We start from the raw sequence: 26,368 nt of genomic DNA on the forward strand, positions 1-26,368 counted from the left end.
TTCTATATGTAAATATGAGATTAGATAAATACATAGCATTCAAAAAAGCGAAAAGAAGGTGATGGCAATGACAAAGTGGAATGAAAGATCAGAAGCGGGTTGGAACTTTGAACATAGTTATGCTCGTCTGCCACAATTATTCAGTAGCCGTATTAACCTAACGCCTGTAAGTTCGCCGCAGCTTGTTATTCTCAATGAGAAGTTGGCAACATCTTTAGGGTTAAGCATTGAGGCACTACAAAGTGAAGAAGGCGTAGCAGTACTTGCTGGCAACAGAATCCCTGAAGGTGCTGATCCCCTTGCTCAAGCTTATGCAGGTCACCAATTTGGGAATTTCACGATGTTAGGGGATGGCCGGGCTGTGTTACTTGGTGAGCATATGACTTCCCAAGGTGAACGGTTGGATATTCAACTAAAGGGTTCAGGTCGAACACCATACTCCCGCGGTGGGGATGGTCGAGCCTCACTTGGGCCGATGCTGCGCGAATATATCATTAGTGAAGCGATGCATGGTCTTGGAATTCCTACTACTCGTAGCTTAGCTGTGGTAACGACGGGTGAAGCGGTCATCCGCGAGAATGATTTGCCAGGCGCCATTATGACTCGCGTAGCTGCCAGTCATTTGCGCGTAGGTACGTTTGAATATGCTTCACAGTGGGGAAATGTTGAAGATCTTCGGGTTCTTGCGGAGTATACATTACAACGGCATTTTCCAGATGTCGGCAGGATTGAAGAGGCTGAGAGCCGTTATCTTCGTTTATTTCAGGAGATCATCAAGCGTCAGGCGATGCTGATTGCGAAGTGGCAATTAGTTGGCTTTATTCATGGGGTAATGAATACTGATAATATGGCACTTAGTGGAGAAACGATTGATTATGGTCCTTGTGCATTTATGGATACGTACGATCCTGCGACGGTGTTTAGTTCCATTGATAGGCAAGGACGCTATGCTTATGGGAATCAGCCGAATATAGGTAGTTGGAATCTTGCACGCTTTGCCGAAGCTATATTGCCATTACTTCATGACAATCAATCTGAAGCAGTCGAACTGGCTCAGGGTGCGCTATCAGAATATACTACGCTATATTATGATACTTGGATTGCAGGAATGAGAGCGAAGCTAGGCATATTTAATGAAGAGTTAGAGGATGAAGCGCTCATCAAAGATCTCCTCAGTATGATGGATAAGTATCATGCGGACTATACGAATACTTTCCTTGCCTTAACATTTAATACGGTAAAGGATATAGATCTGTCTAGCGCGGCTGAATTTACGGGGTGGCATGCAATGTGGCAGGAGAGACTGAACAGACAGCCGGAATCGAAAGACGCAGCATATGAGTTGATGCGAAACAGCAACCCTGCCATCATTCCTCGAAACCATCGAGTAGAAGAAGCGCTAGAAGCAGCAGTGGAAGATGGAGATTACAGTGTCATGGAGCAATTACTAGATGCTCTTTCTAATCCCTATGCACACTCACCAGAACAGGCGGTGTACGCTACTCTACCTGGGGAGTCAACTCGTCCTTACCGAACCTATTGTGGGACATGATAGTGAAATAGGTAATAGCCACTAACTGAAATTAAGTTAAATAATTATCAAAAAGTATGATGAAGAAGCGACCATTACTCGGTGTTCTAACGGAGTGAGGTCGCTTTGTCTTTTTAAATGATGGACATGGTAAGTGAACGATCTGCGTAGGATATACGTATTATAGTTAACGTTATTTAAAAGTTATACATAGACGAATGGAGAGGTGGAGGAGAATGCTTACAATTAGACATTTTTCCAAAAGTTATAAGGGTGGTAAAAAGGCAGTAAATGATTTGAATCTAGTAGTCGAGCGCGGTGATATTTATGGCTTTATCGGACATAATGGTGCAGGGAAGACAACGACTATCCGAGCAGTGGTTGGTGTCCTTGATTTCGAAGAGGGGGATATTGAAATTGATGGCATCTCAATTAAGAAGGACCCTGTAGCTTGCAAAGCGAATATCGCTTACATTCCTGATAACCCAGATCTGTATGATCATCTTACGGGCATACAGTACTTGAACTTTATTGGCGATCTTTTCAAAGTATCCTTAGCAGATCGGGAGTCACTTATTCAACAGTACGGTGATGCCTTTCAGATTACAGCGAATTTGGGTGATATGATCTCATCTTATTCTCATGGTATGAAGCAGAAGCTTGCCATCATCTCTGCACTTATTCATAAACCGAAGCTGTTAGTACTAGATGAGCCCTTTGTTGGACTTGATCCGAAGGCTGCCCACACATTAAAGACAATCATGGCTGATCTGTGCAACAGTGGGAGTGCCATTTTCTTCTCAACGCATGTGTTGGATGTGGCGGAGAAGATCTGCAATAAGATTGCGATTATCAAAGCGGGTCAGTTGGTTACCCATGGCAAGACGGGGGACGTTAAAGGTGATCATAGTCTTGAAGATGTATTCTTGGAGCTGATAGCCAATGATTAATATATGGAGATTAACGAAGATACAATTGCTGTCTTCATTCGGTGTGAATAAAGCGTTGCATACGAGTGATGTTAAGGAAAAACGCAAATTGATTGTATTAACCATCGGCATTTTGATAGGTATAGTGATGGTGGGAGTAGTTTCTTTTGGATATAGCTATGCAATGGCATTAACCTTTGAACAATCGGGTAGGATGGATCTGTTGCTTGCTATTATGATGGCTGTTACTTCTGTGATTGGGTTCTTCACAACGATCTATAAGGCTAGCAGTGTATTGTTTAGCTATAAGGACTACGACCTACTTATGTCACTGCCCATCCGGACAAGTGATGTTATAGCCAGCCGTGTTCTTCAGCTTTATGTACTGAATCTATTTTTTGTTCTGATAGTGATGTTACCAGCAGGAGCAGTTTATGCTATAAAAGTAAATCCTGGGGCATTATACTATCTATTTTTTCTCATGACACTTTTCTTTATTCCGTTACTACCCATCATTGCTGCAACAGTTATTGGCTCACTCATTAGCTGGATAGCATCCCGTTTCAGAGCTAGTCGAATGATTAGTCTCGTGTTGACCTTCGCAGTAATTATTGTATTTATGCTTGGTTCATTTCGGATGAATGGTGACGAGCAAATGCTTGCTGATATGGGCAGAGAGCTGGCAGATATGATATTTATGCTCTATCCTCTTGCGGGCATGTATGTAGATGCCGTATGTTCATATCAACTCGGTTCACTTTTTCAATTTATTGTAATATCACTACTTGCCTTTATGTTATTCTCTACTGTGCTCAGCACAAGATATAAAGCTATTCATACTGGCTTAACGACCTCGCATGCAAGTAGTAAATATACGATGCAGCCTTTGGGGGTATCCTCGCCATTTCGTGCATTGTATAAGAAGGAGCTGCGCCGCTATATTAGTTCTTCCGTATATGTGTTGAATACAGCGATGGGCATGATTCTATTACTTGTAATGTCAATTTCATTATTATTTACTAGTCCGGAAAAGTTGGGAGAACTTATAGATATCCCACAATTGTCTAATTATTTGAGTACATTGGCTCCACTGGTTGTTTCTTTTTTTGTCGTTCTGAGTTGTACAACGTCGAGTTCCATTTCTCTTGAAGGTAATCATCTGTGGATTGTAACAAGCTCACCTGTACCCAAACATACTATCCTGCTTAGCAAAGTTGCTGTGAATCTTACCGTTACCATACCCGCCCTAGTTATTAGTTCTGTGATGTTAATGGTATCGCTTGGCACGGGATGGATGGAAAGTTTACTGCTACTTATAATTCCACTGATATATGCCTTGTATTCCGCATTGATGGGCGTGATTGTTAACTTGAAGCTTCCAAAGCTAGAGTGGACAAGTGAAGTTACGGTCATTAAGCAGAGTGCGGCAGTCCTTGTATCTATGCTTCTTGGGTTCATTAGTCTAGTGATTCCACTAGGTATATTCCTTCTTCTATCTCCTGTAAATGGAAATCTCATTTTGTTAGGTATAGGGATAGCGATGCTAGTGCTATGTGGTGTTATGTATAGATATATTCGGATCCATGGGGAGCAGTTGTTTTAGATGCTCCACACTCCAATCGGGATCAAACCATATGCCTCTGGGTATGTTAGAGGAAACGAGATCGAAGGAGTGCATCATGATGGCCAGAGGAAAAAGAAGATATGTGGTACCAGGGGTTGAACAGGGGATGCAGACTTTCAAAGCAAATGTAATGAAGCAAGAGGGATATGCTGTTGATCCGAATCGACCGGACGACGTGAAATACGAAGTGGCTAAGGAGCTTGGTGTACCCTTGCAGCCAGGTGACAATGGCGGTCTGACTTCAGAATCGGTAGGCCATGTTGGAGGCAAAATTGGTGGTGCCATGGTTCGGGAAATGGTTCGTCTTGCTCAAGAGCAACTAGCGAAGAGTAGTGAATAGTAGAATCATAGACTAGCATACAAGCGTTATGACTCTCCCAACAATATATATAGTCAGTAAATATATTGTAGGAGGCCAGCAATATGAGAAAAAGAATTTCATCGAGCAGGGGTTATGAGAGGTTGGATGAATAGTCCAGGCCATCGAGCCAATATATTGAATCCCAACTTTACAGACATTGGTGTTGGTTATGTGGCAGGAACAGCAACGAGTCGATATCAACATTATTGGACACAACTGTTTATTCAAAGACCTTAACAAACAAGGACACCTAAATTAGGTGTCCTTTCGCTACATAAAATCGAAATAATAACGAATCAAGTGGAAAAAGACCGGCGAGGTGTAGGCTAAGCTATCGATCCGGCTTAAGTAGCTTTTCTTCAGAGCATCAAACTTATCGTCATCGGCGATTAACAAATCCCGTTTTAGCACGGAAACGGTTAAGCTACCGAAGAATCCGCTCAAGCTGATCAGCATGCCGGATACGAGCCCAAAGGTGGGGGTAAGCGGAGTCAGATAGGGGTATATCAGGTACGACACGACTGTCGTTACGACAAAAGCGCATGCAAACCCTTCCCAGGTTAAGTGTGGATTGGCCGTCGGGACGACTTTTCGCTTGCCGAAATAAACTGATGCTAGATGATGTATTACATCATTAAGCTGCGTCAATACGACTAGAAACAGCACGAGCCCTGCTCCATACTGCGGTGTCGCAAATTGGAAATAGGCCAAGTGGCTAAGTCCGAAAACCATTAGCATAAGTCCCCATTGCGTCGAACTGACGCTGCGGAGGAAGCCGACCGTTCCTTTATTTATTATTCGTGGGAGCGGCAGGAACAAGAATACATAGAGCGGAATAAAGACGATAAACATGCCGTACCACTCGATATAAATCCAATAGAACTGTACGGGAATCGCTAGGTACGCCCACAGAAAGAGTCTGCGGTCGGCTTTTCTCGTTTTGATCATAGAGAAGTATTCTTTCAGTGCGAAGAAGGTAAGTGCCATAAGGGAGAGCAGTGAAACGATCGGATTAAACAGGGTGGCTAGGCAAAAGATGAAGAACATACCCCACCAGGTTTTGAAGCGGACGCCAATGGCCGCATAATCTTTGTCAGGCTGCATTCTCTTTATTACCACATAAATCAAATGGAAGACAAGTAAAGCTGTAAAAATAAGAGCTAACGTAAATAGCGAACTGTCCACTGTCAATCACCAACTTATCACGAGATATGAACCCTTAAAAGGGATCATATGTTATTATGAAGGAAACGTATACAAATGATAAGGGGAAATTTTGTAAATGGAAGCTGATCGATCAGTCTTTATTTTGCTTACGAATACCGGCACTCTTTTTACAAGAGTCATTCAAACCTACACGAAGGCGCCATACAATCACGCTTCGATCTCCTTCAACCGTGAACTTTCGGAGTTGTACAGCTTTGGAAGGAAGCACCCGAATAATCCCCTGAATGGAGGATTCGTGAAGGAAGATATTCAGACGGGCACGTACAGCAGGTATCCGAATACGACGTGCGTGATCTATGAGCTTCAAGTTACCGAGCGTGAGATTGAGAAGATGAAACGGGTATTGCAAGTCTTTATCCAAAAGCACCAAAAGTATCTCTATAACATTCTAGGTGTCATTGGCATCGCATTGAAGGAACCCGTCGAGTTCAGTAACTCCTATTTTTGTTCGCAATTCGTCGCGGAAATTCTGGAGCGGTCTGGCATTAAAATATGGAATAAGCTACCCGCGCTCGTGACTCCAGATGACTTTCGGAAAAGTGACCGGCTGCATTTGATCTATGAAGGGAAATTAAGCGAGTATGAGCAACTGAAACCAAGCTAGTTCACACTGTATATAGAAAAGAGGCATCTTATGAGTTCATATTGAACTTGTGAGAGGTCTCTTTCCCTTCATTGTTAGACTCAACAGTTGGTTGACTCTATCTTCCTCTATTCGCGTGCGACCCCCTCTTCGGAATGACAACAGGAAAGTTAAGCACTACTATACCTGTGAAATCAGCAGATGAACTTGGAACCATTGCATTGAACATCAACCATGTTACGGAAGAAGTAAATAGCTATTTGCAGCAAACTAAAGAGGGACTGAATGAGATTGCTCAAGGGAATTTCACTATCCATATTAGCATCAGACCGGATAATGAATTAGGAGCAGTAGCTGAAAATATTAATCTAATGAGTGCACAGCTATACGATTCCCTTCAAGAAGAAAGGCAGGCTGAGAAAACCAAGAACGACCTGATAACCGGAGTATCCCATGATTTGAAGACGCCACTAACTTCTATTCTAGGATTTCTGGAGCTGATTGATAAGGACCGTTATATCAACGAGGTGGAGCTTCGCTACTATATAAACATTGCCTATGCTAAATCATTAAGATGGAAATAAGGGTAAGTATATAGATATTCATATACTTAAAGAAGACGATGGACAGGTTGTCGTTCGAATCAGCAACTACGGAAATCCAATTCCGGAAAGGGATCTGCCTTATATGTTTGATCGGTTCTACCGAGTCGAGCAATCAAGATCGAAGGAAACTGATGGTATAGGACTTGGATAGCAATCCGCTACATCCAGGTACTCACACGTCCTGAGTTTCTGATCATTATGTTTCCGATCTATGCTTTTTATTATTTCTGGAAAAGAGAAACGCGGCTCACTCTCCGTCTTCTGTTATTTACCTGCATCGGGACTACCATCGTGTTATCATCCTGAGTGATCCGAAATGTGATTACACTGAATGAAGTTATTATCGCATCCACTCAAGTTAATCCTTTTCAAGCTGGGACCTATCCAGACAAAAACTATGAAGATGGTATCGAACATGTTATTTCGCAAATACACCACGTGTAGTTGCTTCTGATGATGGTGTGAATGTTGCGGTTGGCAATGATGAAGCGACCGAAGGTGGAGGCTTCGGTAGTGACCAGTTCAGCGCGTCATCCAATTATCAGCTCACCATCAGCTGGTGAATATAGCAGAGGTACGAAGGTAACTCAGTTCGAGGTGACAAGTAGTATAACTTGGTTGAATGATTCAGGAGTAACGACTAGCCAAACTAATCAAGGTCCAGGTGGGGGCGGTGGAGGAAGAACCAGATCCGAAGGAGGAAATCCAAAGTAAACGAAGGAATATAATAGAACACAGGATAGGCTCAAAACATGTAACTTCCCAATGTTTTGAGCCTATTCTTATGTTGTAAGCAAACGTAGGATTCAGGATTATTAACGAACTGCCATGGGGGCCAAGAAATCAAAAAGTGGAAAATTCCGTAGTAGTCCGAACGCGAGGGTTATGATTAACATGACTGCCATCATTCCGTTGCTTACAAGCCGCATTTGCTTCTTGTGTGTAATGAAGTAGATCGCATACAGAGGAAGTAGGATAAACACCAGCGAATTAAATCTGAATGCCTGAGAAAAGTCTAAATGTAGTAAGGAAAGGGCAGCTCGCGTTATGCCGCATCCTGGACAATAAAAGCCAGTTAACTCGCGGAATACACAAGGAATGCCGATGTTGGTCATGGGTAGCCATACTTTTAGATATAATAGTCCTCCCACAGCAAGTGAGACACCCCAAAATAGTCTGAGGTGCCCCTTTGAGTTGATTTTAAACTTATGCAAGATTATTGACATCCGATTGTACCAAAGCATAGGTTACGAGACCGAGACCGAAGATGGTCAGGATAAGATAAATAGCCGAATTATCTGATACCATCATCCCACGTTGTCTTTGTGCTTCTGCGATATGCTTACCTGTTTGATAGGACCAAATGTAGCTCCATATACCGCATGTAACCAATGTTAGAAGGAAATGCTTACCTCCTGTGAATGAACGGTCCCCACTCACCGTGCCGACATCATTGGTTAGAACGATAAACCAGTAGATACCGTAAATGCCACAAGTGATCAATGTTAAAATAATTGCTGATGCGATACTTCTTTGATTAACCACGATTACACCATCCTATTAAGTTATGTATTTATAGAACGTAAAGCACACCTGAAATCAATCTCACGGACATAATAATAGATTACCGATCGAATTCGTTCGGCTAAAATATTATCCGATGAGTATGTGACAGGAAATGAAAAGAATCGACAATATTATCATAATAAAATATAAATATATTTACAATACAATATTTAACAATTATTCATCACTGCCATCTTGTAAATTGAGTTGAACACTCTAATCTGACTCCAGATGCGAATATACTGGCTGCTAAAATAGATACAGAAGATTATGTGGGCGTCATATCGGTTTCGATATAACATAACTTGTGTGAGTGCAAATTTATCAATAATGTGTTCACGATAGTACCTTCTCTGTAGCATCAGTGCTATTATACTGAAGAGTTACATTAACGAGGAGGTTATGAAACAATCATGGTCAAGAAATCTTTGAAGCTATTGGGCTGGATCGTGCTCATTCCAGTTGCTATCATTACAATATTTCTAATCTATATTACGGCGACCGATTATAAGCCACCCGTACAGATGGAACTCCATGCCGACAATGACAAGACCCATACGCTTAAACAAGGTGAGCCATTCACAATGACTACTTTCAATATTGGTTATGCTGGGCTCGATCAGGGGCAGGACTTCTTCATGGATGGCGGAACCATGTCACGTTCAAGCAGCAAGAAACAGACAGAGGCAAACCTATCTGCTATCGGTGATATTTTAAAAGAGACCCGCTCGAATCTTTATTTATTGCAAGAAGTCGATATAAATGCTTCACGCAGCAATCACATCAATGAAGTCGATGAACTAGGTCACATCCTGCCAGAATACAGTCGCATATTTGCTCTGAATTATAAGGTGCCCTGGGTACCGGTTCCTGTGTTACATCCGATGGGTTCGGTACAGAGTGGATTGCTAACATTGTCGACGTTTCAAAGTACATCACATACTCGATTTGATCTACCTGGCAAAGAAAGTTGGCCTGTGCAGCAGATGGAGTTAGACCGTGCCTTTATTGCAAGTAGATTTCCTGTAGACAACGGTAAGGAACTCGTTCTGATTAATCTGCACTTGTCAGCGTTTGACAAGGGTGGTGAAATTCGCAAGCAACAACTGGACTTCCTAGTTGATTACATCAGACAAGAGACAGAGAAGGGGAGTTATCTCCTGCTTGGTGGTGACTGGAATCATTCTTTACCTGGAACAGAACCGAACAATTTCGCCTCACAGCAAGAGTGGCCGGAATGGCTACAGAATTTCCCGGAAACCTTCAGCGCAGAAGGTTTCCAATGGGCGAATGATCCAACTATTCCGAGCGTGCGGACATTAGATATACCCTATCAGCAGGGTGTGAATTTCCTTGCTGTCATCGATGGCTTTCTCGTATCTCCGAACATTGATATTCTGAGTGTGAACGGGCATGATCTGGGCTTCGAGAACAGTGATCATAACCCGGTAACAGGCCGTTTTATTTTGAAATAAGTATGAGGAGGGGCTGTCTCTAGCCATGTTCATGACTTTTGAGACAGCCCCTAATTTTCGTTCTATAGATGATACGGTAAGTTGCCCATATTCTCTACCTAATCTAGTTCCAATGGCAGAAATGCATAGTCTCCGTCCCTAACAATCTTACATTTACGAACAGGAATAGGATGTTTGAACAGCGGACCATCTATAACCGTAGTATGGAACTCTCCACCTTCGCCGCAAGGGTCAATGCCACGAGCTTCGAGCTCCTTTACATATTCAAGGGTTAGTATTCGCCCTAAATCGTCTTCTCGCATGCCTAGGGATAGATTCACAGTCACAATGATCGTAATAAATCCAAGGTGGATAAACTCCTCAACTGCTTCTTTATGATCCATTTCCCATAGAGGCATCCCAAGCTTTAATCCTGCATTCTTCGTAACCTTGTCATGCCAACAACCATGAGCAGGCATGTCCAAGTCTCCGGTAACTAACACTTCTGCTCCTTGATTCTTAGCATGCGCTAAGAGTTGCATATACACTTCTTCATAATCAGTCCAACTAGCGGCCCCAGTATATACTGGTAGACCTATAGATTCAGCTTGGGCACGTATGAGCTCTGGAGGCATTCCATGGGATCTGGAACGTTTCCCTTCTTCCTCCAGCATTATGATCAGTCCAACTGCCGTTCCCATTTTCATAGCCTTGTATAGAGCTAGAGTACTATCCTTTCCTCCACTAAAAGACGCTATAAATTTATGCCCGTGAGCACCATTTTTCCAGTTCACATATTCAACGATTACGATCTTTCCCCTTTCTGTACCTCTCATCAAACTCTAATGTACTTCCAAAGTCTTTCTCATTCATTATGTATTAACATAAAGGTGATCACAATGAGTGCCGATGGTGAATCCCAGCACAGATAGTGAGAATTGATCTTGGAATGCGGCATAGAATTCAGGTGGAATACTTGGAAGCTTAGGCGTCTTTTCGCCATTCATGCCTTGTGATGTCAACGAATCAAGCTGTGATAACCAGTCGTTCGGTTTCCACACTGACCTTTAATCCATTATTGACAGCGGCTGATGAGTTATAGAACTTCCCAGCCCATGACAGATTGCTTGCTCCACCAATCGTTGCCGTTTTCTCTATAATAATGACCGTTGCTCCTGTGTCTGCCGCTGACACAGCTGATGACACACCGGATGCACCGGCACCAACAACGACGATATCTGCTGCAAGCTGTTCTGTTTTACCACTACAATATAATCATTTTCGGCTAATCTGTAATGTACATCATTTGATTCCGTAAGTTAAAATTTCCGTACGGTTAAATTTTGCCCTTGGGATAAATGTTGAATGGTAACTGTTCGAGATATATAATAGAATAATAATCTTTTAATTGAGGTGAAGTGGATGGCTTACCGTACTGTTCGAAGTAACTAGTTCCCGGGCTGGGTAAAACGCGTACCAGCTATCAAGGGGGTCGTGTATCCTTTTGATCGTAGTGAAACTAGAACTTTGAACGGTGTCGGGCAGTCATTTTATAGAGCCAGGGCACTAAGCTATTTAACTTAAAGGACCATGCATTTCTTTAATGATGGTGGGTTCTTTATTTAAGTGGCGAGGGATCCCTGGCTTTTTTGTATACTCATTTGAAAGATAGGGGATTAGCTATAATGTTAAAAAAGTGTCTTACGCATCTAAAGTGGTGGGTTTTGCTGTATATTGTGTTGGGCTTCTCAATTCAATTGTTGAGTAGTTTAGGGATTGTAATCTTCCAAAAGATATTAGATAGAGCTGTGGTAATAAGCAGTTTAGGCGAGATATCAAATCTAATCATAATCTATGGAATATTGCTAGGCGGAGCGGTTATCCTCAATTATGTTGACGAATACCCTAGCGTACATTTATCGAATAGCATCACAGAAAGATTGAAAATCATGGCCTTGTCGAAAATATCTAGAATGGATTATCAAGCGTATCAAGACATGGGCACAGGCCAAATGATAAAAGTTATTGAGAATGGTGCTTCAGCGGGGAATAACATCATCTTTTCCTTTCTACTCCGCACATTACATGAGTTATTGCCAACCATCATATTTAGCTTATTCTTTATAAGTTTCCATGACATAAGAATTATGTTAGTTATCGCGTGTGGATATGTAGTTATCTTTCTTGTAACGAATGTTCTATTGAAATATCTGTATAAAATAAAGACGACCATACTCAAAGAACAAGAAAATATGTCGAGGTACTCTATACGTGGATTCATGGAATTGGTCGTTTTTCGAACAAACAAAAGATATGAGAAAGAGATAAATAAATTAAGCGATACAACACAAAATATAATTAGAAAAAGCGTTCACCTTAAAATGATACATGAGTCCTTTTTTGCAATATTTGAATTATTTATTACGATCATTAAGGTCACTTTATTAATCTACGGTATCAATAGCATAGTTAAAGGCGAGATATCGCTTGGGGTTGTGGTTGCAATATTTATGTTTATTGATAAAATTTACACGCCGATCGCCATCTTTAATATTCTCTTTGTGGATTATAAGTTGAATAAAGTAACCTATCAAAGATTTGAGGATTTCATTAACGCTCCAGAAGATAAAAATTTAGAATCGGGAAAAGTGATTACGGATATTCAAGGGGATATTGAATTTAGAAATGTATCCTTTGAATATGGAAACGTTAACATATTGAAGCAGCTATCATTTACTATCGAGCGGGGAATGTCAGTTGCCTTTGTCGGATTAAGTGGGGGAGGAAAATCAATCATCATTAAGTTAATAGTAGGATTATTAAAAAAGAACGAAGTTAATATCCTATTGGATGGTACGGATTTAGATGAGATTGATTTGAATAGTTATTATGATCATATCTCATATCTATCACAAGAAACTCCGATTTTTGATACTTCAATCAGGGGCAATATCGTCTTTGATCATCCTATTTCAGACGAAGAAATATATGATATTCTGGCCAAAGTTCATTTGAAGGAAAAAGTATTAGCTTTACCAGAACAATTAGATACGTTGGTTGGTGAGAAGGGTGTTAAATTATCGGGAGGAGAAAGACAACGTCTAGCGTTTGCCAGAATCATTGTACAGAGGAGAAATATCCTGATACTGGATGAGCCGGTGTCAGCACTTGATAATATCACTGAGAAAAGCATCATGGAGACCATTTTGAATGAATTTAGAAACAAAACCATCCTCATTATTGCTCACAGGTTAAATTTCGTAAAAGATGTCGACAAAATACTTGTGGTGGAGAAGGGGGCGGTTGTGGGTGAAGGTAAATTTGATGATTTAATAGAACATTGCGATTCTTTCAAAGAGTTATGGAATAACAAAAAAGTTAGCACCCCGTATTGAGGGTAGATGTATTTTGAATATGTAGAACTAAAAAAAAGGGCAATACTAGTAAAGACTAGTATTGCCCTTTTTTAACAGATAAAGATCTATATACTTTTAGTTCGTATAGTTATCGAAATAACCTTGGATGAAGACAATAGGTGTACCTTTATCTCCGCTACCTGAAGTTAGATCGGATAGGGAACCGATGAGGTCAGTAAGTTTTCTAGGTGTCGTACCTTGTGTTTCCATCGATCCGACAAGATCAGCATCTTTATTGTTAATGAATTGCGAGATCGCCTGTTTAAGCTCTTCGCCTCGTAAATCAGCGAAGTTATTATCAGCAAGGTATTTCAACTTTACTTCATTAGGAGTGCCATCAAGCCCAGCTGTGTAAGCTGGAGATACAACGGGATCAGCTAATTCCCATATTTTGCCTACCGGATCTTTGAAGGCTCCGTCCCCATAGATCATCACTTCAACATCTTTGCCCGTTTTTTCTTTGAGCATTTGTTGTATTGTATCAACTACAGGTTGGCAATTCCGTGGGAACAATTTAACTTCGTCTTCTGTTGATTTATTGGAACCTAGCAGACCATAATTCTCATTATATCCACTGCCGTCAATAGATTCTGACAATATGTTATCGAGGCTGTACACTTTCTCAGCGCCATTAGCTAGCAATATTTTCTTCGTTCTGAATCTCGTGTGTATATCACAAGTAAGAACATTCTTAGTGTAATCTAGAATGGTTCTTGGATTATTGGAGAATATCACTTCACATTCAACACCATATTCTTCAACTAAAGATTTATAATAATCAATATAATCAACACCTGTAAACGTATGTTTACCGTATCCGAAATAATCGCGGAATTTCTTCTCTGTTAGAACATCTGTCCAAGGATTAACTCCTTTTTCATCGAGCATATCTAAATCGACTAAGTGATTGCCCACTTCATCGGATGGATAGCTGAGCATCAAGACAATCTTCTTAGCGCCTTTGGCAATACCACGCAGACAGATGGCGAAACGATTACGACTTAGAATTGGGAAAATGACTCCAATCGTATCTTCACCAAACTTTGAACTAACATCTTTCGCGATATGATCAATCGTAGCATAGTTACCTTGAGCGCGAGCAACGATGGATTCTGTTATAGTCACGATATCTTTATCTTGAATTGTGAATCCTTCAACTTCCGAAGCGTGTAACACACTAGCTACAACGATTTCTTCGATATTGTCTCCTCGATTTATGATGGGGCAACGGAGACCTCTAACAACTGTTCCAACGACTCTTTCCAATATAATCGCTCCTTATATTTCCGCTGAAACGGATGCGTCTTTGAAAAAGGACGATTTAACCGTTTCTACTTGAGTATGTACCTTACTTGTAATATACATGAATTCAATGGTATAAGTAAAATGAATATATTGAATGATAGGTATAAGGGGTGCTTATGTGGTTAGCAAATTAGATTTGTATAAAGTATTCTGCAAGGTAGGAAAAAGCGAAAGTTTCTCTCAGGCAGCAAGAGATCTTTACATGACACAACCTGCCGTTAGTCAAGCGATTATGCAATTAGAAAGAGAATTAGATACACGTCTTTTTAATAGAACACCTAAAGGGGTATCTTTAACAAATGAAGGCAGTCTTTTATTCGAATATGCTAACTCGGCTATTAATTTAATTGATGTTGGAGAAGAAAAGATTTTGGAGTTTAAAAATTTAACGACAGGTGAATTAAAGATCGGTGTGGGTGATACGATTTCAAGGTATTATTTACTCCCCTACTTAGAAGCCTTTCATAATAGATATCCCAACATCAAGTTTAAGATCGTTAATGGCACAACATTAGAGATCTGTTCTATATTGAAATCGGGTGAAGTTGATATTGGGATTTGTAATTTTCCGCTGGATGATCCTACATTAGAATTACGATCATGTATTGATATTCACGATATATTTGTGTGTGGGGAGAAATATAAGTCGATATTATCTAAAGCATTAAGCTTGGATGAAATAGTGAAACTGCCGTTAATATTACTTGAACCGAAATCCAATTCAAGAAAATATGTCGAGGATTATATGAGCTCTAAGGGTGTAAGGATTTCACCAGAATTTGAATTAGGTTCACATGATTTGTTGCTAGAGTTCGCCAAAATCAATTTAGGAATTGCCTGTGTGACAAAGGAGTTCTCCCAAGAGTATCTAAATAAAGGATTATTATATGAAGTGCAACTTAATGAAGAAATACCGAAGAGAAGTATAGGTGTATGTTTCTTGAAAAGTGTACCGTTATCACCTGCATCCACCAAGTTTGTTGAGATTATAGGGAATAAATAGGTATATGTCGAACAGTTTTTGCAGAGTATCCTCTATAATCCGTATAGGAGTTAGGTAATACAATGGATCAATCATTTTACAAAAGCAAATATCTAATGACCTATTTGATGAATAGTACCATATGACCATGTAAATAAATGTATAGTCATGTTATTCTTTGGAAGTATTTAAAACTTCATAGGCAAACCTATAGAAATGGCGTCTACATTTGTATACGAACTTTATACGCAATCAGACTACTCTTATGGGTTAGTTTTTTTTGCGTCATTTTCAGTCATTGGTCATCATTATCATTCATCAGGAGGTAGAAAGCATGAAAAAAATGATTGCAATTGCGACATCGGCAGCGATGTTAGTTAGTTTTGCAGGTGAGACAGGCTACGTTCTAGCAAGTGAATTACAACAGACAAATACAGTTAAGACGGTATTGGAAAGCCGCATGAGTACAATTAGTAAAGCATCAGTTGCTCCGTTTGATTTATACGGGAAGGATATTTTGAATGCTTATAATGAAGTTTTCAAAATGAATACTGCAAATATTAAATCAATAACGAATAATGGTGGGAACTATTCAGGTTCTTCTATAGATAAAGCTATAGACGGAAACATGGGTACACATTGGGAAACAGGTAAACCCAATACTTCAGCATTCACGAATGAGATCGTAGTTTCATTAAATGAGTCCATTGAATTAAATAGAATCGTGTACGCAGCTAGACAATCCGGTGCTAAAGGAAAAGGATTTGCCCAAGAGTTTGACATCTATAGCTCAACTACCGATGAGGGAGATAACTTTATGTTAGTCTCTTCTGGAGAATATACAGGCTCAACAGGGGATGTCGTTGAAATTCAATTTCCATCAATAGTATTTAAGCGAATTAAATTTGTATACAAAAAAGCGAATCAAGATTGGGCAAGTGCAGCAGAATTTTCATTTTATAAAGAAGATGCTGTGTCACTTAAGATGAAACGTTTATTTACGGATGATACATATAGTCAAGTTAGTGCAGAATTTGCTGCCGCAAATCAATTAACAGCTTTAGAGAATGAAGTGAAGTCACACCCACTATACGCTCAATTCAAAGCAGATATTGAGAATGCACAAATACTGCTAGAAAACCATCAAATAGAAGCAACAACTGCAAAGGTCTCTAAATTAAAAGGTTATGGTACAGAATATGAAGCTGCTTATAGCGAAGCATATAGAATGCCAAATTCGAATGTGTTAAAAGTAACGACAAATGGGGGAAGCTACCCAGGTACGAAACCGGAATATATGCTGGATGATCAACCTAATACGCATTGGGAAACGAATAGAAACAATGATGCTAATTTTACGAATGAAGTCGTATTTGAATTAGATACAGCAGAGGTGCTTGATCGAGTGGCTTTTCTGGCTAGAGATAATAGAAAGGGATTCCCGGAAGCTTTCGAAATCTATGCATCTGAAACAAGTAAGGGAGATACATTCCAACTCGTTTCTAGTGGAACTGCAAGTAGTACGAACGACTTTCTAGAATTCAAATTCAAACCAACGACGTTTAAAAGAGTGAAGTTCAAGTTCACCCAAGCGAATATCAACAGACCTTTTGTTGCAGAATTTAGATTCTATAAAGAAGATCCAGTCAGTGATAAAGTGAATGGCATATTTACGGATGGAACGATGAGTGCAGTAGTACCAGAGTACAATAGTGTAGCTGCAATCCATTCTTTAGAGGAATTAGCGAGAGTACATCCGCTATATCCGATCCTCAAAGATCAATTGGACTTAGCTAAGAGAATTGTGAATGGCAAAGTGCAAATTGAAGGTACGATCATCACAGCAGAGCAACGTGGAGATATGAGAAAGCATGCTCAGCAAAACTTAAGAATTAACTTCGGCACGAATAACCAACCTACCGGACTCGTTGCAATGCCTGGTGATACCATCAACGTGTATGTGGATGTAGAGTCGGGCGATAAATTACCGTCAATAGTATTGTCTCAGCAAGAGGCTGCTTGGAACGTTTGGGGTAGAAGCGTGCAACTGCGTCCAGGTAAAAACACAATAACCGTGCCTGAATTTGCAACCAATAGCTACTACGCACGTGAAGTAACTAAAGGTGGCACGGTATATATTGTCAATCCATATACTTCTGAAGAGCAAGGCAAAGCTCCTACTATCCGTTTTGAAGGGTTAGAGAAAATTCCTTTTATGACGAAGACAACAGATCCGGAGCAATTTAAGGCTTTCCTAACCACATATAAACAAAGATTAGATGAAGATAAAGCGCTACATCCTAATGTGTTAGATCGACAATTAATCGACGTCGTAGAAATGGCTAGCGATCACGTTATTTTTACAGGAACGGCTACTGAAGCATACAACAAATTTATTACTCAAGGAAACAACCCAATGGATACCGTAACGGGTTATGATTCTTGGATGAAGACAATCTTTGATTTCTATGGTTTGGATGGCAGCAGTGAGCTCCATGACCCTCAACTAATCCGTGAAAATATTAGATTGATGCAGCCCTATGGTGCGATGTACGCAGCAGGTGACCATACAGGAATTCAAGGTGGAACCGTTGGTTTGATGTTAAGTGATTTCAATGTGGCTTATCCAGGCTGGGGATTGAATCACGAAATCGGACATCGCTTGGCCATGGGGGAACGGGAATATGGCGAAGTAACCAATAACATGGTGTCTATGTTGATGTCTGTCGCTTCTAATTCGATGGATACTCGCATCCCCTACGAAGAAATTTATAAATATACCTTAGAAGAAAATAAAGTCGTTATGAACCAACAGGGACTATTTGCACAACTGGGAGCCTATTGGCAGTTGGAGTTGGCTCATCCGGGGTACTGGACAGAATTGACTAGGATGTATCGAGAGCGGAAGGTAATCCTAGCCAATGGAGATAATTCGAAGCAGCAGTATCTGGTTGAGTTCTCTTCTGAAGTGCTAGGTCTGGATTTAAGTAGCTTCTTTGCTAGACACGGCTTCACAGTTAATCCTGAGACAAGAGAGAAATTGGCGAAATATCCGGCTTCCGACAAACTGTGGTATCTGAACAATACGTTAGTTAACTATGAGGAAAATGGAATTGAAGACAAGACGACTGCGATCAACGTGGGTATTATTTCGAATACGACTGCTAAATCGAATACGTTAAACATCAATATGGATAAAGCCTATAAGAAGGATCTCTTAGGTTATGAAATTTATCGGAACGATATGCTGATAGGGTTTACAGCAACAGATCGGTTTGTGGATTTAGCTGTAGACACAACTCAGAATTATACGTATAAGATCGTGGGTTACGATAAGAAATTGAATACATTGAAGCCAGTTGAGGTTCAGGCATTCAAGCCGACGTTATCGGTTGAAGACCATGTCACATTAAAGCTCAATCAAACGTTCGATCCTATGAATTATGTAACAGCGACGGACTATCAAGGGATTGATATAACAAGTGAAGTCGTTATTACATCGAATAACGTGGATATCACGCAAAAAGGAAATTATGAGATTAGCTATGAGATAAAGAATGCAGGAGTAACAGAGTCCAAAACGACAAGTGTAACGGTAACAAGTGATTACGCGTATGTGTCGGATATGGAGGCTATATTAGTCAATGTTGGCTGGGCGGGACTAAAGAAAGATAAAGCACCTGCGGGTGGAACGATAACACTCGTAAGACAAGGTCTTGCTGCAACCTATGCGAAAGGGATCGGCGTACATGCCAATTCTGAGGTTGTATATCATATTGAAGGTAAAGGGTATGACTTCTTTGAAAGTTATATCGGGATCGATCAAGCTGTCAAAGGACAGGCATCCTCAGCTACCTTTGAAGTGTATGTAGACGGGGAGAAGTTGTTGGATAGCGATGTGTTCGGATCGGGTACGGAACATGAATTTGTAAAGATACCTGTTACAGGTGCACGGGAAATTAAGCTTGTTACAACCGATGCTATCAGTAATGGGAATACGGCAGATCATACCGTATGGGCAGATGCGAAGTTTACGAACAATTCAAGCAACCCAACCATCATTGTTCCTGAACAAACGGCATTCGTTATGCTAAACAGTGAGTTTGATGTTTTAAAAGACGTTACTGTATTTGATACAGAAGATGGAAACTTAATCGACCAAGTTCAAGTGAATACGAACGGTTTCACTACAAACAAGACCGGTACGTACCAAGTAGAACTTACGGTGAGCGACCGTGATGGCAATACAACGACGAAGACGAGAGAAATCGTTGTATATAGTGCTAGTATATATTTGAGTGATGTGAACTGGGAATCGGCAAGAACAGATTATAGTGTCGTTAGAAAGGACAAATCCAGTTCCAACAATACGATTAAGCTACTCGTAAACGGTGAAACAAAAGAGTTCGCCAAAGGGTTAGGAACGCACGCAAACTCGGAAATCGTGTATAACCTTGCTAATACGAACTACGAATATTTCGAAACGTTTGTTGGGGTTGACCGCAATATAGCAGAGCAGAACAGCTCAAGCATAATATTTAAAATACTAGCTGATGGTAATGAAGTGTATAACAGCGGACTTATGAAATTTGGTACTGAAGCCAAATATGTTCGAATACCTGTTAAAGGTGTAAATGAATTACAACTGGTTGTAGATAATGCAAGTAACGGAAATGCTTCAGATCATGGTGATTTCGGAGATGCGAAGTTCATCATCCTTAACAATACGCCTGAGCTTACGATACCTAAATCCGTATCCACCAAAGTCGGTCAGGAAATATTGTTGAGAGAAGACTATTCAGCGATGGATTCGGAAGATGGGGACTTAACTTCTCAAGTAACCGTTACTGGGGAAGATCGAGTAAACTTCAACAGAGCTGGAGAATATCCAATGACGTACACTGTAACCGATAGTGATGGGAATACGACCACGAAGACTAGAACGATAGCCGTTGTGAACATGGAAGATTTCAAGTATTTGACGGATTATGACTGGAATTCTACACAGAATAGTTATACGGCTCCGGTGAAAGATATCTCGATAAGTGCTAAAGCGTTGAGATTAACGGATGCTAACAATCAAGAAGTGGTCTATGAAAGAGGAATCGGAGCGCATTCTAACTCCACGATTGTATATGATCTGAGCGACAAGAACTATGATTACTTCACATCATTTGTTGGTGTAGATCGTCAAATGTACGGTACAATTGGTTCAGTGAGCTTCGAGGTTATTGTTGATGGAGAGAAGAGATTTGATAGTGGAGTCATGATTTCAAGAGACCCACAGAAGTTCATTGAAGTCGATATCAACGGAGCGAAAGAATTGAGATTAGTAGTGATTGATGGTGGAAATGGTAATGGATCTGATCATGCCACATGGGGAGATACTAAATTACATTTTGCCAATGCGGATCAACTATTTACGGGTGAACTGGAACAAGCGATTGCTGATGTTAATGCAATGAACCTAGAGGGATACACTTCAGAGAGCATTGCAGCATTAACAGCTAGCATAGCAAGGGCAGAAGAAGTTCTAGCTAATCAGGACGCTACTCAAGGTGAAGTGGATGAGGCGTTAGCAGCATTGCAAGTAGCAACTGACGGTTTAGTAGAAATAGATTTCACTCAAGTGATTACTGTAGAAGATCAGTATTTAAGTGCCTCGATTAAGCAAACCTTAGGAGTAACGGGGGATCTCACGCTTGGGGATATGTATCAACTTACGACGTTAACAAGTGAAACAAGAAGAGCTAGATCCCTTGATGGGTTACAATATGCGAAGAACTTAGTGACGCTAGATATCACGGGGAACGAAATCACCGATTTCTCTCCATTACAAGGTTTAACGAAACTGGACAACTTGTTGGCTGATCCTCAGGTGGTTGAAGTAGGAACTCTACAAGGACCTATCGTGGAATTGGAAAACCTGGTTACAGGATTAGATGGATATAAAGTGATGCCTAATTTAGCGGGTGTTAGAAACAATAAAACGATGAACGAGATCGTGTTTGATGTAAATGCGTGGGCGGAGAACGCTGATACGTTTACAATAGACCTTTCGAATGAAGAAAAGGGGCTCTACTTCTTGGTAATGACTTATCAAGTTGAAGGTAACCTTGTGCAACTCATTTATCTGATTGATAATAACTAATTTGTAGAACGATGATGAGCATGAGTTGAGGGTGTTCTTAAAAGGGGCCAATACTAGACCAGAGAAGTCTTCGACTTCATCTGGTCTAGTGTCGTTTCAGCGGAAATATTAAGAAAGTATAAGTTTCACTTGATTGAGCCCATGTTATGCACATGTGGATAACAATTTGGCACATCGCATCTCGCAAAGATCAATCCTATTAACAGTCGGGTTTGTCAATATGAGAGGACTATGGCAATATAGAAGCATTAACCATAACGAATGGAGGGCATTACATCATGTCTAATTTACCAAATTGTCCAAAGTGTCATTCAGAATACACTTATGAGGATGGAAGTCTGTTAGTTTGTCCAGAATGTGCCCATGAGTGGACTTTAGAATCAGAGACCGAGAATAATGAAGACACAAAGGTTGTCAAAGATGCGAATGGTAACGTCTTAAACGATGGGGATTCTATCACGGTAATTAAAGATCTCAAGGTCAAAGGAAGTTCATCTGTTGTAAAAATAGGTACAAAAGTAAAAAATATACGCTTAGTTGATGGAGATCATGATATTGATTGTAAAATTGATGGATTTGGAGCTATGAAGTTGAAATCCGAATTTGTTAAAAAGATCTAAGAGGAAGTTCAAAAAGTCATCTTTTGATCACGAAGGTAAGCAAGGAGCGTATTCGACATCGAAGATTGAATTCAGCCGGTCTTTCCGGTGCTCACGTAGGTACTGCCTACGCTCCGCTCCTCACTCCCTATCTTCATTCAATCTTCTCGGTGCTGAAAATCTAACTTTTTGAACACGCATGATAAGAGTGTTGTAGATTTATCTTGCGACACTAACAATTCGGTTGCGTCCTTCATTTTTGGCTTGATATAAGGCTTTGTCCACGGACTCAAATAAATCATTCAAATTCATTATGGGGTTGTTGGTATGTGGATTCATTGAATTATTAATGGATAGCAACCCCATACTTATCGTGATGGATACAGATGAAGCACCATTATCGATAGCCACTTTATTCATCTCAATGGTTGATTGAACACGTTCAGCCAGAATAGTAGCTTGGAATTGATTCGTATTTGGTAAATAGATAATGAACTCCTCTCCGCCATAGCGGGCCAATATGTCAGCTTTCCGTAGTGTTTTTTTGATGACTTCGACAGTCTTACATAGCACGATATCGCCGACCAAATGGCCATAATCATCATTGATTGATTTGAAAAGGTCAATATCTAATAAAAGGATCGCAAACGGTGATTGATATTTCATATTTTTCGCTACTTCTTGCTCTAACTGTTGCGTCAAGTAGTGACGGTTATAACAGCCTGTTAAACTGTCGGTTAGGGCCATCTGTTTGAGTTTACGGTTCGTTTGAAACAATTCATTCTGTATTCTAATTAGTGCTAGATTACGCTCCTGTAGGATCTCGTTCTGAAGATGGGCCTCATCAATGAGTTGGTGAATTTCGGTCATATCTTGAAATGTGACAATTCTTCCAATGATGATATCATCAACTAGAATAGGCGCAACATGAATCTTGCTATACATATTGAATTGTGGATAGAAAGCTTCAATCTCTGCCCGTTCCAAAGGTTGTTCATGATAAGTAAGAAGGAACGAATCAAATTCGCTAGTAGATTGTTCTCGAGGCAGGATCGTCTCGATATTGAAGCGATCTCCTATATGTATGAAGTTAACGTAGGGAAGCAACGACTGGTTTACTTCTACAACATGCTGATTATCATCAAGCACCAGAATGCCATGATCTATGGTGTCAATAATATCTTGATGAGCAATAGTTACAAGATCTAATACTTTATCACGATGAATGGCAATAACGAAAAAGATAGCAGATAGTAATATTCCGAGAGATGTTATTCCCGGAATGACCGGAGATAGCGCTAAGACAACATTAAGGAACACGTCGAATAATACACATACAGTTAGCACTACAACCCCTCTGAGGACATGTGCAACCTGCATTTTGATACGGGGCGAATGATTTGAGGCTAGACCTAAATAGATGATATATAGTGAAATAATGACACAGATAATTATGAATGTAATCATAATCCAAAAGATCGGACCATAGATCCTTTGAACGTAGCCGCCATATGCAGGCTGGACAAACATACCGTTCGGGTTGGCGATGACACCAAGTGTTATGAACAGCGTTGAAATTAATAGGATCCAAGACGTCTTTTTATGTATAAAATGGGATTGGCCAGTGAGGAAAATCGTGAAAAAAAGCCAACCCGTTGTGAGTAGCATGGAGTTAACAAATGCGAGCTTCACATATAACAATTGAAACTCGGAATTCTCTGTTGTTTTCATAGCAAACTGGCAGAAAGGCCACAACATCATAGTAATGTGGAATACTAAATATACTTTATGTAGTGTGGTTATTGTAACAGTAACAAATACATATACGAACAGAACAAATAAAACTAGAAACAATATGAAATCAAGCCACATTACGAGCCCCAAATAGGTTACACCCTCTTATTATATAGTAGTTATTCAGCAGACTGACTTAGGTCGAAAGTCTTATATTATAACTCTAATATATAAGCATAGGGAAAATAATACAATACAAATAGGTAGATTTAATATGTTATAAGATAATAAGTCAGTTGAGACGATAGCTTCAACAGGCTTATTATGAATTTATAATTTAAGAGCTATAATGGACATCGCCTGGTATATCGATTCCAGTATTCTCCCATCTGGTGAGCAATTGTTTCACGTCTTGCGCTGATTTCGGCTTGCTAAACAAATAGCCCTGAATTTTATCACAGTTCTGTTCTTGTAAGTACTTCAGCTGGTTATTCTGCTCTACTCCCTCCGCAACGACGCACATATTCATTTTTTTGCCAATGATTATGATTTGCTCGATCAGAGCAGTTTGATGTGTCCCTGCATGGATCGAGTCAATAAAGGACTTGTCTATTTTTAAAGTGGAGATCGGCAAATGGGTAAGGTAACTTAAAGAAGAATAGCCAGTCCCGAAATCGTCCAAGGCAATTCTGATATTGTGTTCTCGTAGTTCATTTAGCCTACCACTCACATGATCGTAAGATTCAACCAGAATGGACTCCGTGATTTCGAGCTCCAGATACTCCGGTTCCAGCCCACAACTTCGCAGTGTATCTAGAACAAGCTCATTAAAATCGGTCTGTAGTAGCTGCAGCATTGAAATATTGACGGATATCGTTAAATGCTGTAATCCCTGCTCATGAAGACTTTTCAAGAAAGAGCAGGCTGTGCGTAAAACCCATGCTCCCAATGGAATAATGAGATGTGAGTCCTCTGCTATTTTGATAAATTTAAGAGGAGAGACAATGCCCAAATCTGGGCTATTCCAGCGTAAAAGGGCCTCCAGTCCGGTTACCTTGTTCAGCGTTAAATCTACCTGAGGCTGATAAAAGAGTTCAAACTCATTTCGTGCCATGGCCGAATATAACTGTTTCTCAATGTTCATTCTTTCGGCGAAGGTATCATTCATTGGATGATCAAAGGTAACAAACTGGCCTTTCCCTGCCTCCTTAGCCCTGTGCATGGCAATGTCTGCACGTTTAATTAATTCCATAATATCATTGCCATGCTCTGGATAGATACTTATTCCAATACTGATGCTGATGTGCAGAAGACTATTGTCCATCTCGATGGGCTCCTTGAAACTGGTGAGGATGCTACCGGCAATCTTAGATGAGCCATCTGTATTCTCGATGGGATGAAGAATGATAAATTCATCACCACCAAACCGATAAACGTCTCCTTTATTCGCTACAATGGAGAGTAGCCTTTCGCTTACCTTAGCAATCAGACGGTCCCCGAATCCATGACCCATCGTATCGTTAATATATTTAAAGTTATCAATGTCCACAAACATCAGTACCGCATTCTTATCGGAATCCGCAAGGATGCTTTGAGTTCCATTCTCGTATAAGGCCATCTTGTTGGGCAATCCAGTCAATACATCATGATAGGCAAGATAATACATTTTCTCTTCACTTTCCGTAAGCTTGCGCTGATTCTCAATAAGTTTATCGTATTGTTGTCTAAGTTCATCTTCAGTTGCTATGATCTCCTCGTATGCAGATTCGAGACTTTCATGGGCGTAGACCTTGTCAATGTATGCGACTCCGAGCTTATTCTCTATCCTTTTGATGCGATTGACCGTTCCCAGAATGAGAAAAAAGATAAATGCTGCCGTCATACTCATGAATAGCCAACCTTTAATCATATGAATCAGTGTGACCCATTCACTATTCGATACGAAAGTGGAAATTGCCTTATCCGTTAATAGAATCCATAGGCAACCTACGACGAAATATATTCCGGAAATTCTAGTAGAACTTCGTAGGGGACTGAAGGTTTGTTTAGTTGTCGACTTCAATGTTGTCTTCTTATGTAAAGGTTTTCCCGCATAGGGGGTTCTTTTGTCTTTATCTTTTTGTAGCATAGTGCCCCTCCATTTCAAACCTGATCAATCATCTCGCTTTTAGAAAATTCAACATATTTATTCGGATTCCTCTATTTGATAACATTATTTCACAAATATCTACAATATATGCCCATAAATAAAGGCTGATGCTGATGAAATGATGAATAAATTGAACAATCCATTCATGTTTA

At 40.2% G+C, this 26,368-nt stretch carries 20 protein-coding genes and 2 pseudogenes; 14 read left to right on the forward strand and 8 right to left on the reverse strand.

Translation table 11 applies throughout. From position 1 onward, the window contains the following. The first annotated feature begins 67 nt into the window (after nt 1-67). From AC1TO9_RS08865 to AC1TO9_RS08885, 5 genes and pseudogenes are all read left to right on the forward strand, one after another. A complete protein-coding gene (locus AC1TO9_RS08865; RefSeq protein ID WP_482058927.1) occupies nt 68-1,552 on the forward strand; it encodes a protein adenylyltransferase SelO in 1,485 nt (494 codons plus the stop codon). Between the two features lie 215 nt (nt 1,553-1,767). Continuing rightward, nucleotides 1,768-2,481 carry an ABC transporter ATP-binding protein gene (locus AC1TO9_RS08870; RefSeq protein WP_482055809.1) on the forward strand — a complete coding sequence of 238 codons (714 nt, stop codon included), beginning with the start codon at nt 1,768-1,770 and terminating at the stop codon, nt 2,479-2,481. Beyond that, nucleotides 2,474-4,063, forward strand: coding sequence for an ABC transporter permease (locus AC1TO9_RS08875; protein ID WP_482058928.1), 1,590 nt, complete (start codon nt 2,474-2,476; stop codon nt 4,061-4,063). The genes AC1TO9_RS08870 and AC1TO9_RS08875 overlap by 8 nt, the downstream gene beginning before the upstream one ends. Before the next feature lie 76 nt (nt 4,064-4,139). Next, nucleotides 4,140-4,424, forward strand: coding sequence for an alpha/beta-type small acid-soluble spore protein (locus tag AC1TO9_RS08880; RefSeq protein ID WP_482055811.1), 285 nt, complete (start codon nt 4,140-4,142; stop codon nt 4,422-4,424). Nucleotides 4,425-4,535: 111 nt separating this feature from the next. Further along, a pseudogene (locus AC1TO9_RS08885) lies at nt 4,536-4,682 on the forward strand (CAP domain-containing protein); the annotation flags it as partial. A gap of 33 nt (nt 4,683-4,715) precedes the next feature. Here AC1TO9_RS08885 and AC1TO9_RS08890 read toward each other — a convergent pair. Continuing rightward, the gene (locus AC1TO9_RS08890) at nt 4,716-5,630 is read right to left on the reverse strand and encodes a phosphatidate cytidylyltransferase (RefSeq protein WP_482058929.1); all 915 of its coding nucleotides are present in this window, start codon (nt 5,628-5,630) and stop codon (nt 4,716-4,718) included. Nucleotides 5,631-5,727: 97 nt separating this feature from the next. Between AC1TO9_RS08890 and AC1TO9_RS08895 the strand changes: the two genes are divergently transcribed. From AC1TO9_RS08895 to AC1TO9_RS08910, 4 genes are all read left to right on the forward strand, one after another. Then, entirely contained in the window at nt 5,728-6,276 is a 549-nt protein-coding gene (locus AC1TO9_RS08895) for a hypothetical protein (protein ID WP_482058930.1), read from the forward strand. Between the two features lie 167 nt (nt 6,277-6,443). Then, entirely contained in the window at nt 6,444-6,839 is a 396-nt protein-coding gene (locus AC1TO9_RS08900; protein ID WP_482058931.1) for a HAMP domain-containing protein, read from the forward strand. 58 nt (nt 6,840-6,897) lie between these two features. Continuing rightward, entirely contained in the window at nt 6,898-7,011 is a 114-nt protein-coding gene (locus tag AC1TO9_RS08905; protein ID WP_482059142.1) for a hypothetical protein, read from the forward strand. 329 nt (nt 7,012-7,340) lie between these two features. Continuing rightward, entirely contained in the window at nt 7,341-7,574 is a 234-nt protein-coding gene (locus AC1TO9_RS08910) for a hypothetical protein (protein WP_482058932.1), read from the forward strand. 101 nt (nt 7,575-7,675) lie between these two features. On the opposite strand, the gene AC1TO9_RS08915 is transcribed toward AC1TO9_RS08910, so the two are convergent. Next, entirely contained in the window at nt 7,676-8,011 is a 336-nt protein-coding gene (locus AC1TO9_RS08915; protein WP_482058933.1) for a DUF2752 domain-containing protein, read from the reverse strand. 55 nt (nt 8,012-8,066) lie between these two features. Beyond that, nucleotides 8,067-8,405 (reverse strand): DUF4234 domain-containing protein, encoded by a 339-nt coding sequence (locus AC1TO9_RS08920; protein WP_482058934.1) that lies wholly within the window; start codon nt 8,403-8,405, stop codon nt 8,067-8,069. 434 nt (nt 8,406-8,839) lie between these two features. On the opposite strand from AC1TO9_RS08920, the gene AC1TO9_RS08925 reads away from it, so the two are divergent. Further along, a complete protein-coding gene (locus AC1TO9_RS08925) occupies nt 8,840-9,901 on the forward strand; it encodes an endonuclease/exonuclease/phosphatase family protein (RefSeq protein ID WP_482058935.1) in 1,062 nt (353 codons plus the stop codon). A 98-nt stretch (nt 9,902-9,999) separates the two neighbouring features. On the opposite strand, the gene AC1TO9_RS08930 is transcribed toward AC1TO9_RS08925, so the two are convergent. Together AC1TO9_RS08930 and AC1TO9_RS08935 are read right to left on the reverse strand one after the other, a co-directional pair. Next, nucleotides 10,000-10,716, reverse strand: coding sequence for a Dph6-related ATP pyrophosphatase (locus AC1TO9_RS08930; RefSeq protein ID WP_482058936.1), 717 nt, complete (start codon nt 10,714-10,716; stop codon nt 10,000-10,002). Between the two features lie 190 nt (nt 10,717-10,906). Continuing rightward, a pseudogene (locus tag AC1TO9_RS08935) lies at nt 10,907-11,119 on the reverse strand (FAD-dependent oxidoreductase); the annotation flags it as partial. A gap of 446 nt (nt 11,120-11,565) precedes the next feature. On the opposite strand from AC1TO9_RS08935, the gene AC1TO9_RS08940 reads away from it, so the two are divergent. After that, a complete protein-coding gene (locus AC1TO9_RS08940; protein WP_482058937.1) occupies nt 11,566-13,275 on the forward strand; it encodes an ABC transporter ATP-binding protein in 1,710 nt (569 codons plus the stop codon). 96 nt (nt 13,276-13,371) lie between these two features. Here AC1TO9_RS08940 and AC1TO9_RS08945 read toward each other — a convergent pair whose 3' ends face one another. Further along, nucleotides 13,372-14,562, reverse strand: a complete 1,191-nt coding sequence (locus AC1TO9_RS08945) for a coenzyme F420-0:L-glutamate ligase (protein ID WP_482058938.1) — start codon at nt 14,560-14,562, stop codon at nt 13,372-13,374. A gap of 157 nt (nt 14,563-14,719) precedes the next feature. Between AC1TO9_RS08945 and AC1TO9_RS08950 the strand changes: the two genes are divergently transcribed. From AC1TO9_RS08950 to AC1TO9_RS08960, 3 genes are all read left to right on the forward strand, one after another. After that, nucleotides 14,720-15,604, forward strand: a complete 885-nt coding sequence (locus AC1TO9_RS08950) for a LysR family transcriptional regulator (protein ID WP_482055816.1) — start codon at nt 14,720-14,722, stop codon at nt 15,602-15,604. Between the two features lie 313 nt (nt 15,605-15,917). Further along, a complete protein-coding gene (locus AC1TO9_RS08955) occupies nt 15,918-21,734 on the forward strand; it encodes an NPCBM/NEW2 domain-containing protein (RefSeq protein WP_482058939.1) in 5,817 nt (1,938 codons plus the stop codon). Nucleotides 21,735-22,012: 278 nt separating this feature from the next. After that, entirely contained in the window at nt 22,013-22,354 is a 342-nt protein-coding gene (locus AC1TO9_RS08960) for a zinc ribbon domain-containing protein YjdM (RefSeq protein ID WP_482058940.1), read from the forward strand. A gap of 198 nt (nt 22,355-22,552) precedes the next feature. On the opposite strand, the gene AC1TO9_RS08965 is transcribed toward AC1TO9_RS08960, so the two are convergent. Continuing rightward, a complete protein-coding gene (locus AC1TO9_RS08965; RefSeq protein WP_482058941.1) occupies nt 22,553-24,217 on the reverse strand; it encodes a histidine kinase N-terminal 7TM domain-containing diguanylate cyclase in 1,665 nt (554 codons plus the stop codon). A 187-nt stretch (nt 24,218-24,404) separates the two neighbouring features. Then, nucleotides 24,405-26,195: a putative bifunctional diguanylate cyclase/phosphodiesterase gene (locus tag AC1TO9_RS08970; protein ID WP_482055820.1), complete on the reverse strand. Its 1,791-nt coding sequence runs from the start codon at nt 26,193-26,195 to the stop codon at nt 24,405-24,407. Nucleotides 26,196-26,368: the final 173 nt, after the last annotated feature.

The organism is Paenibacillus sp. Y916, from assembly GCF_056786435.1.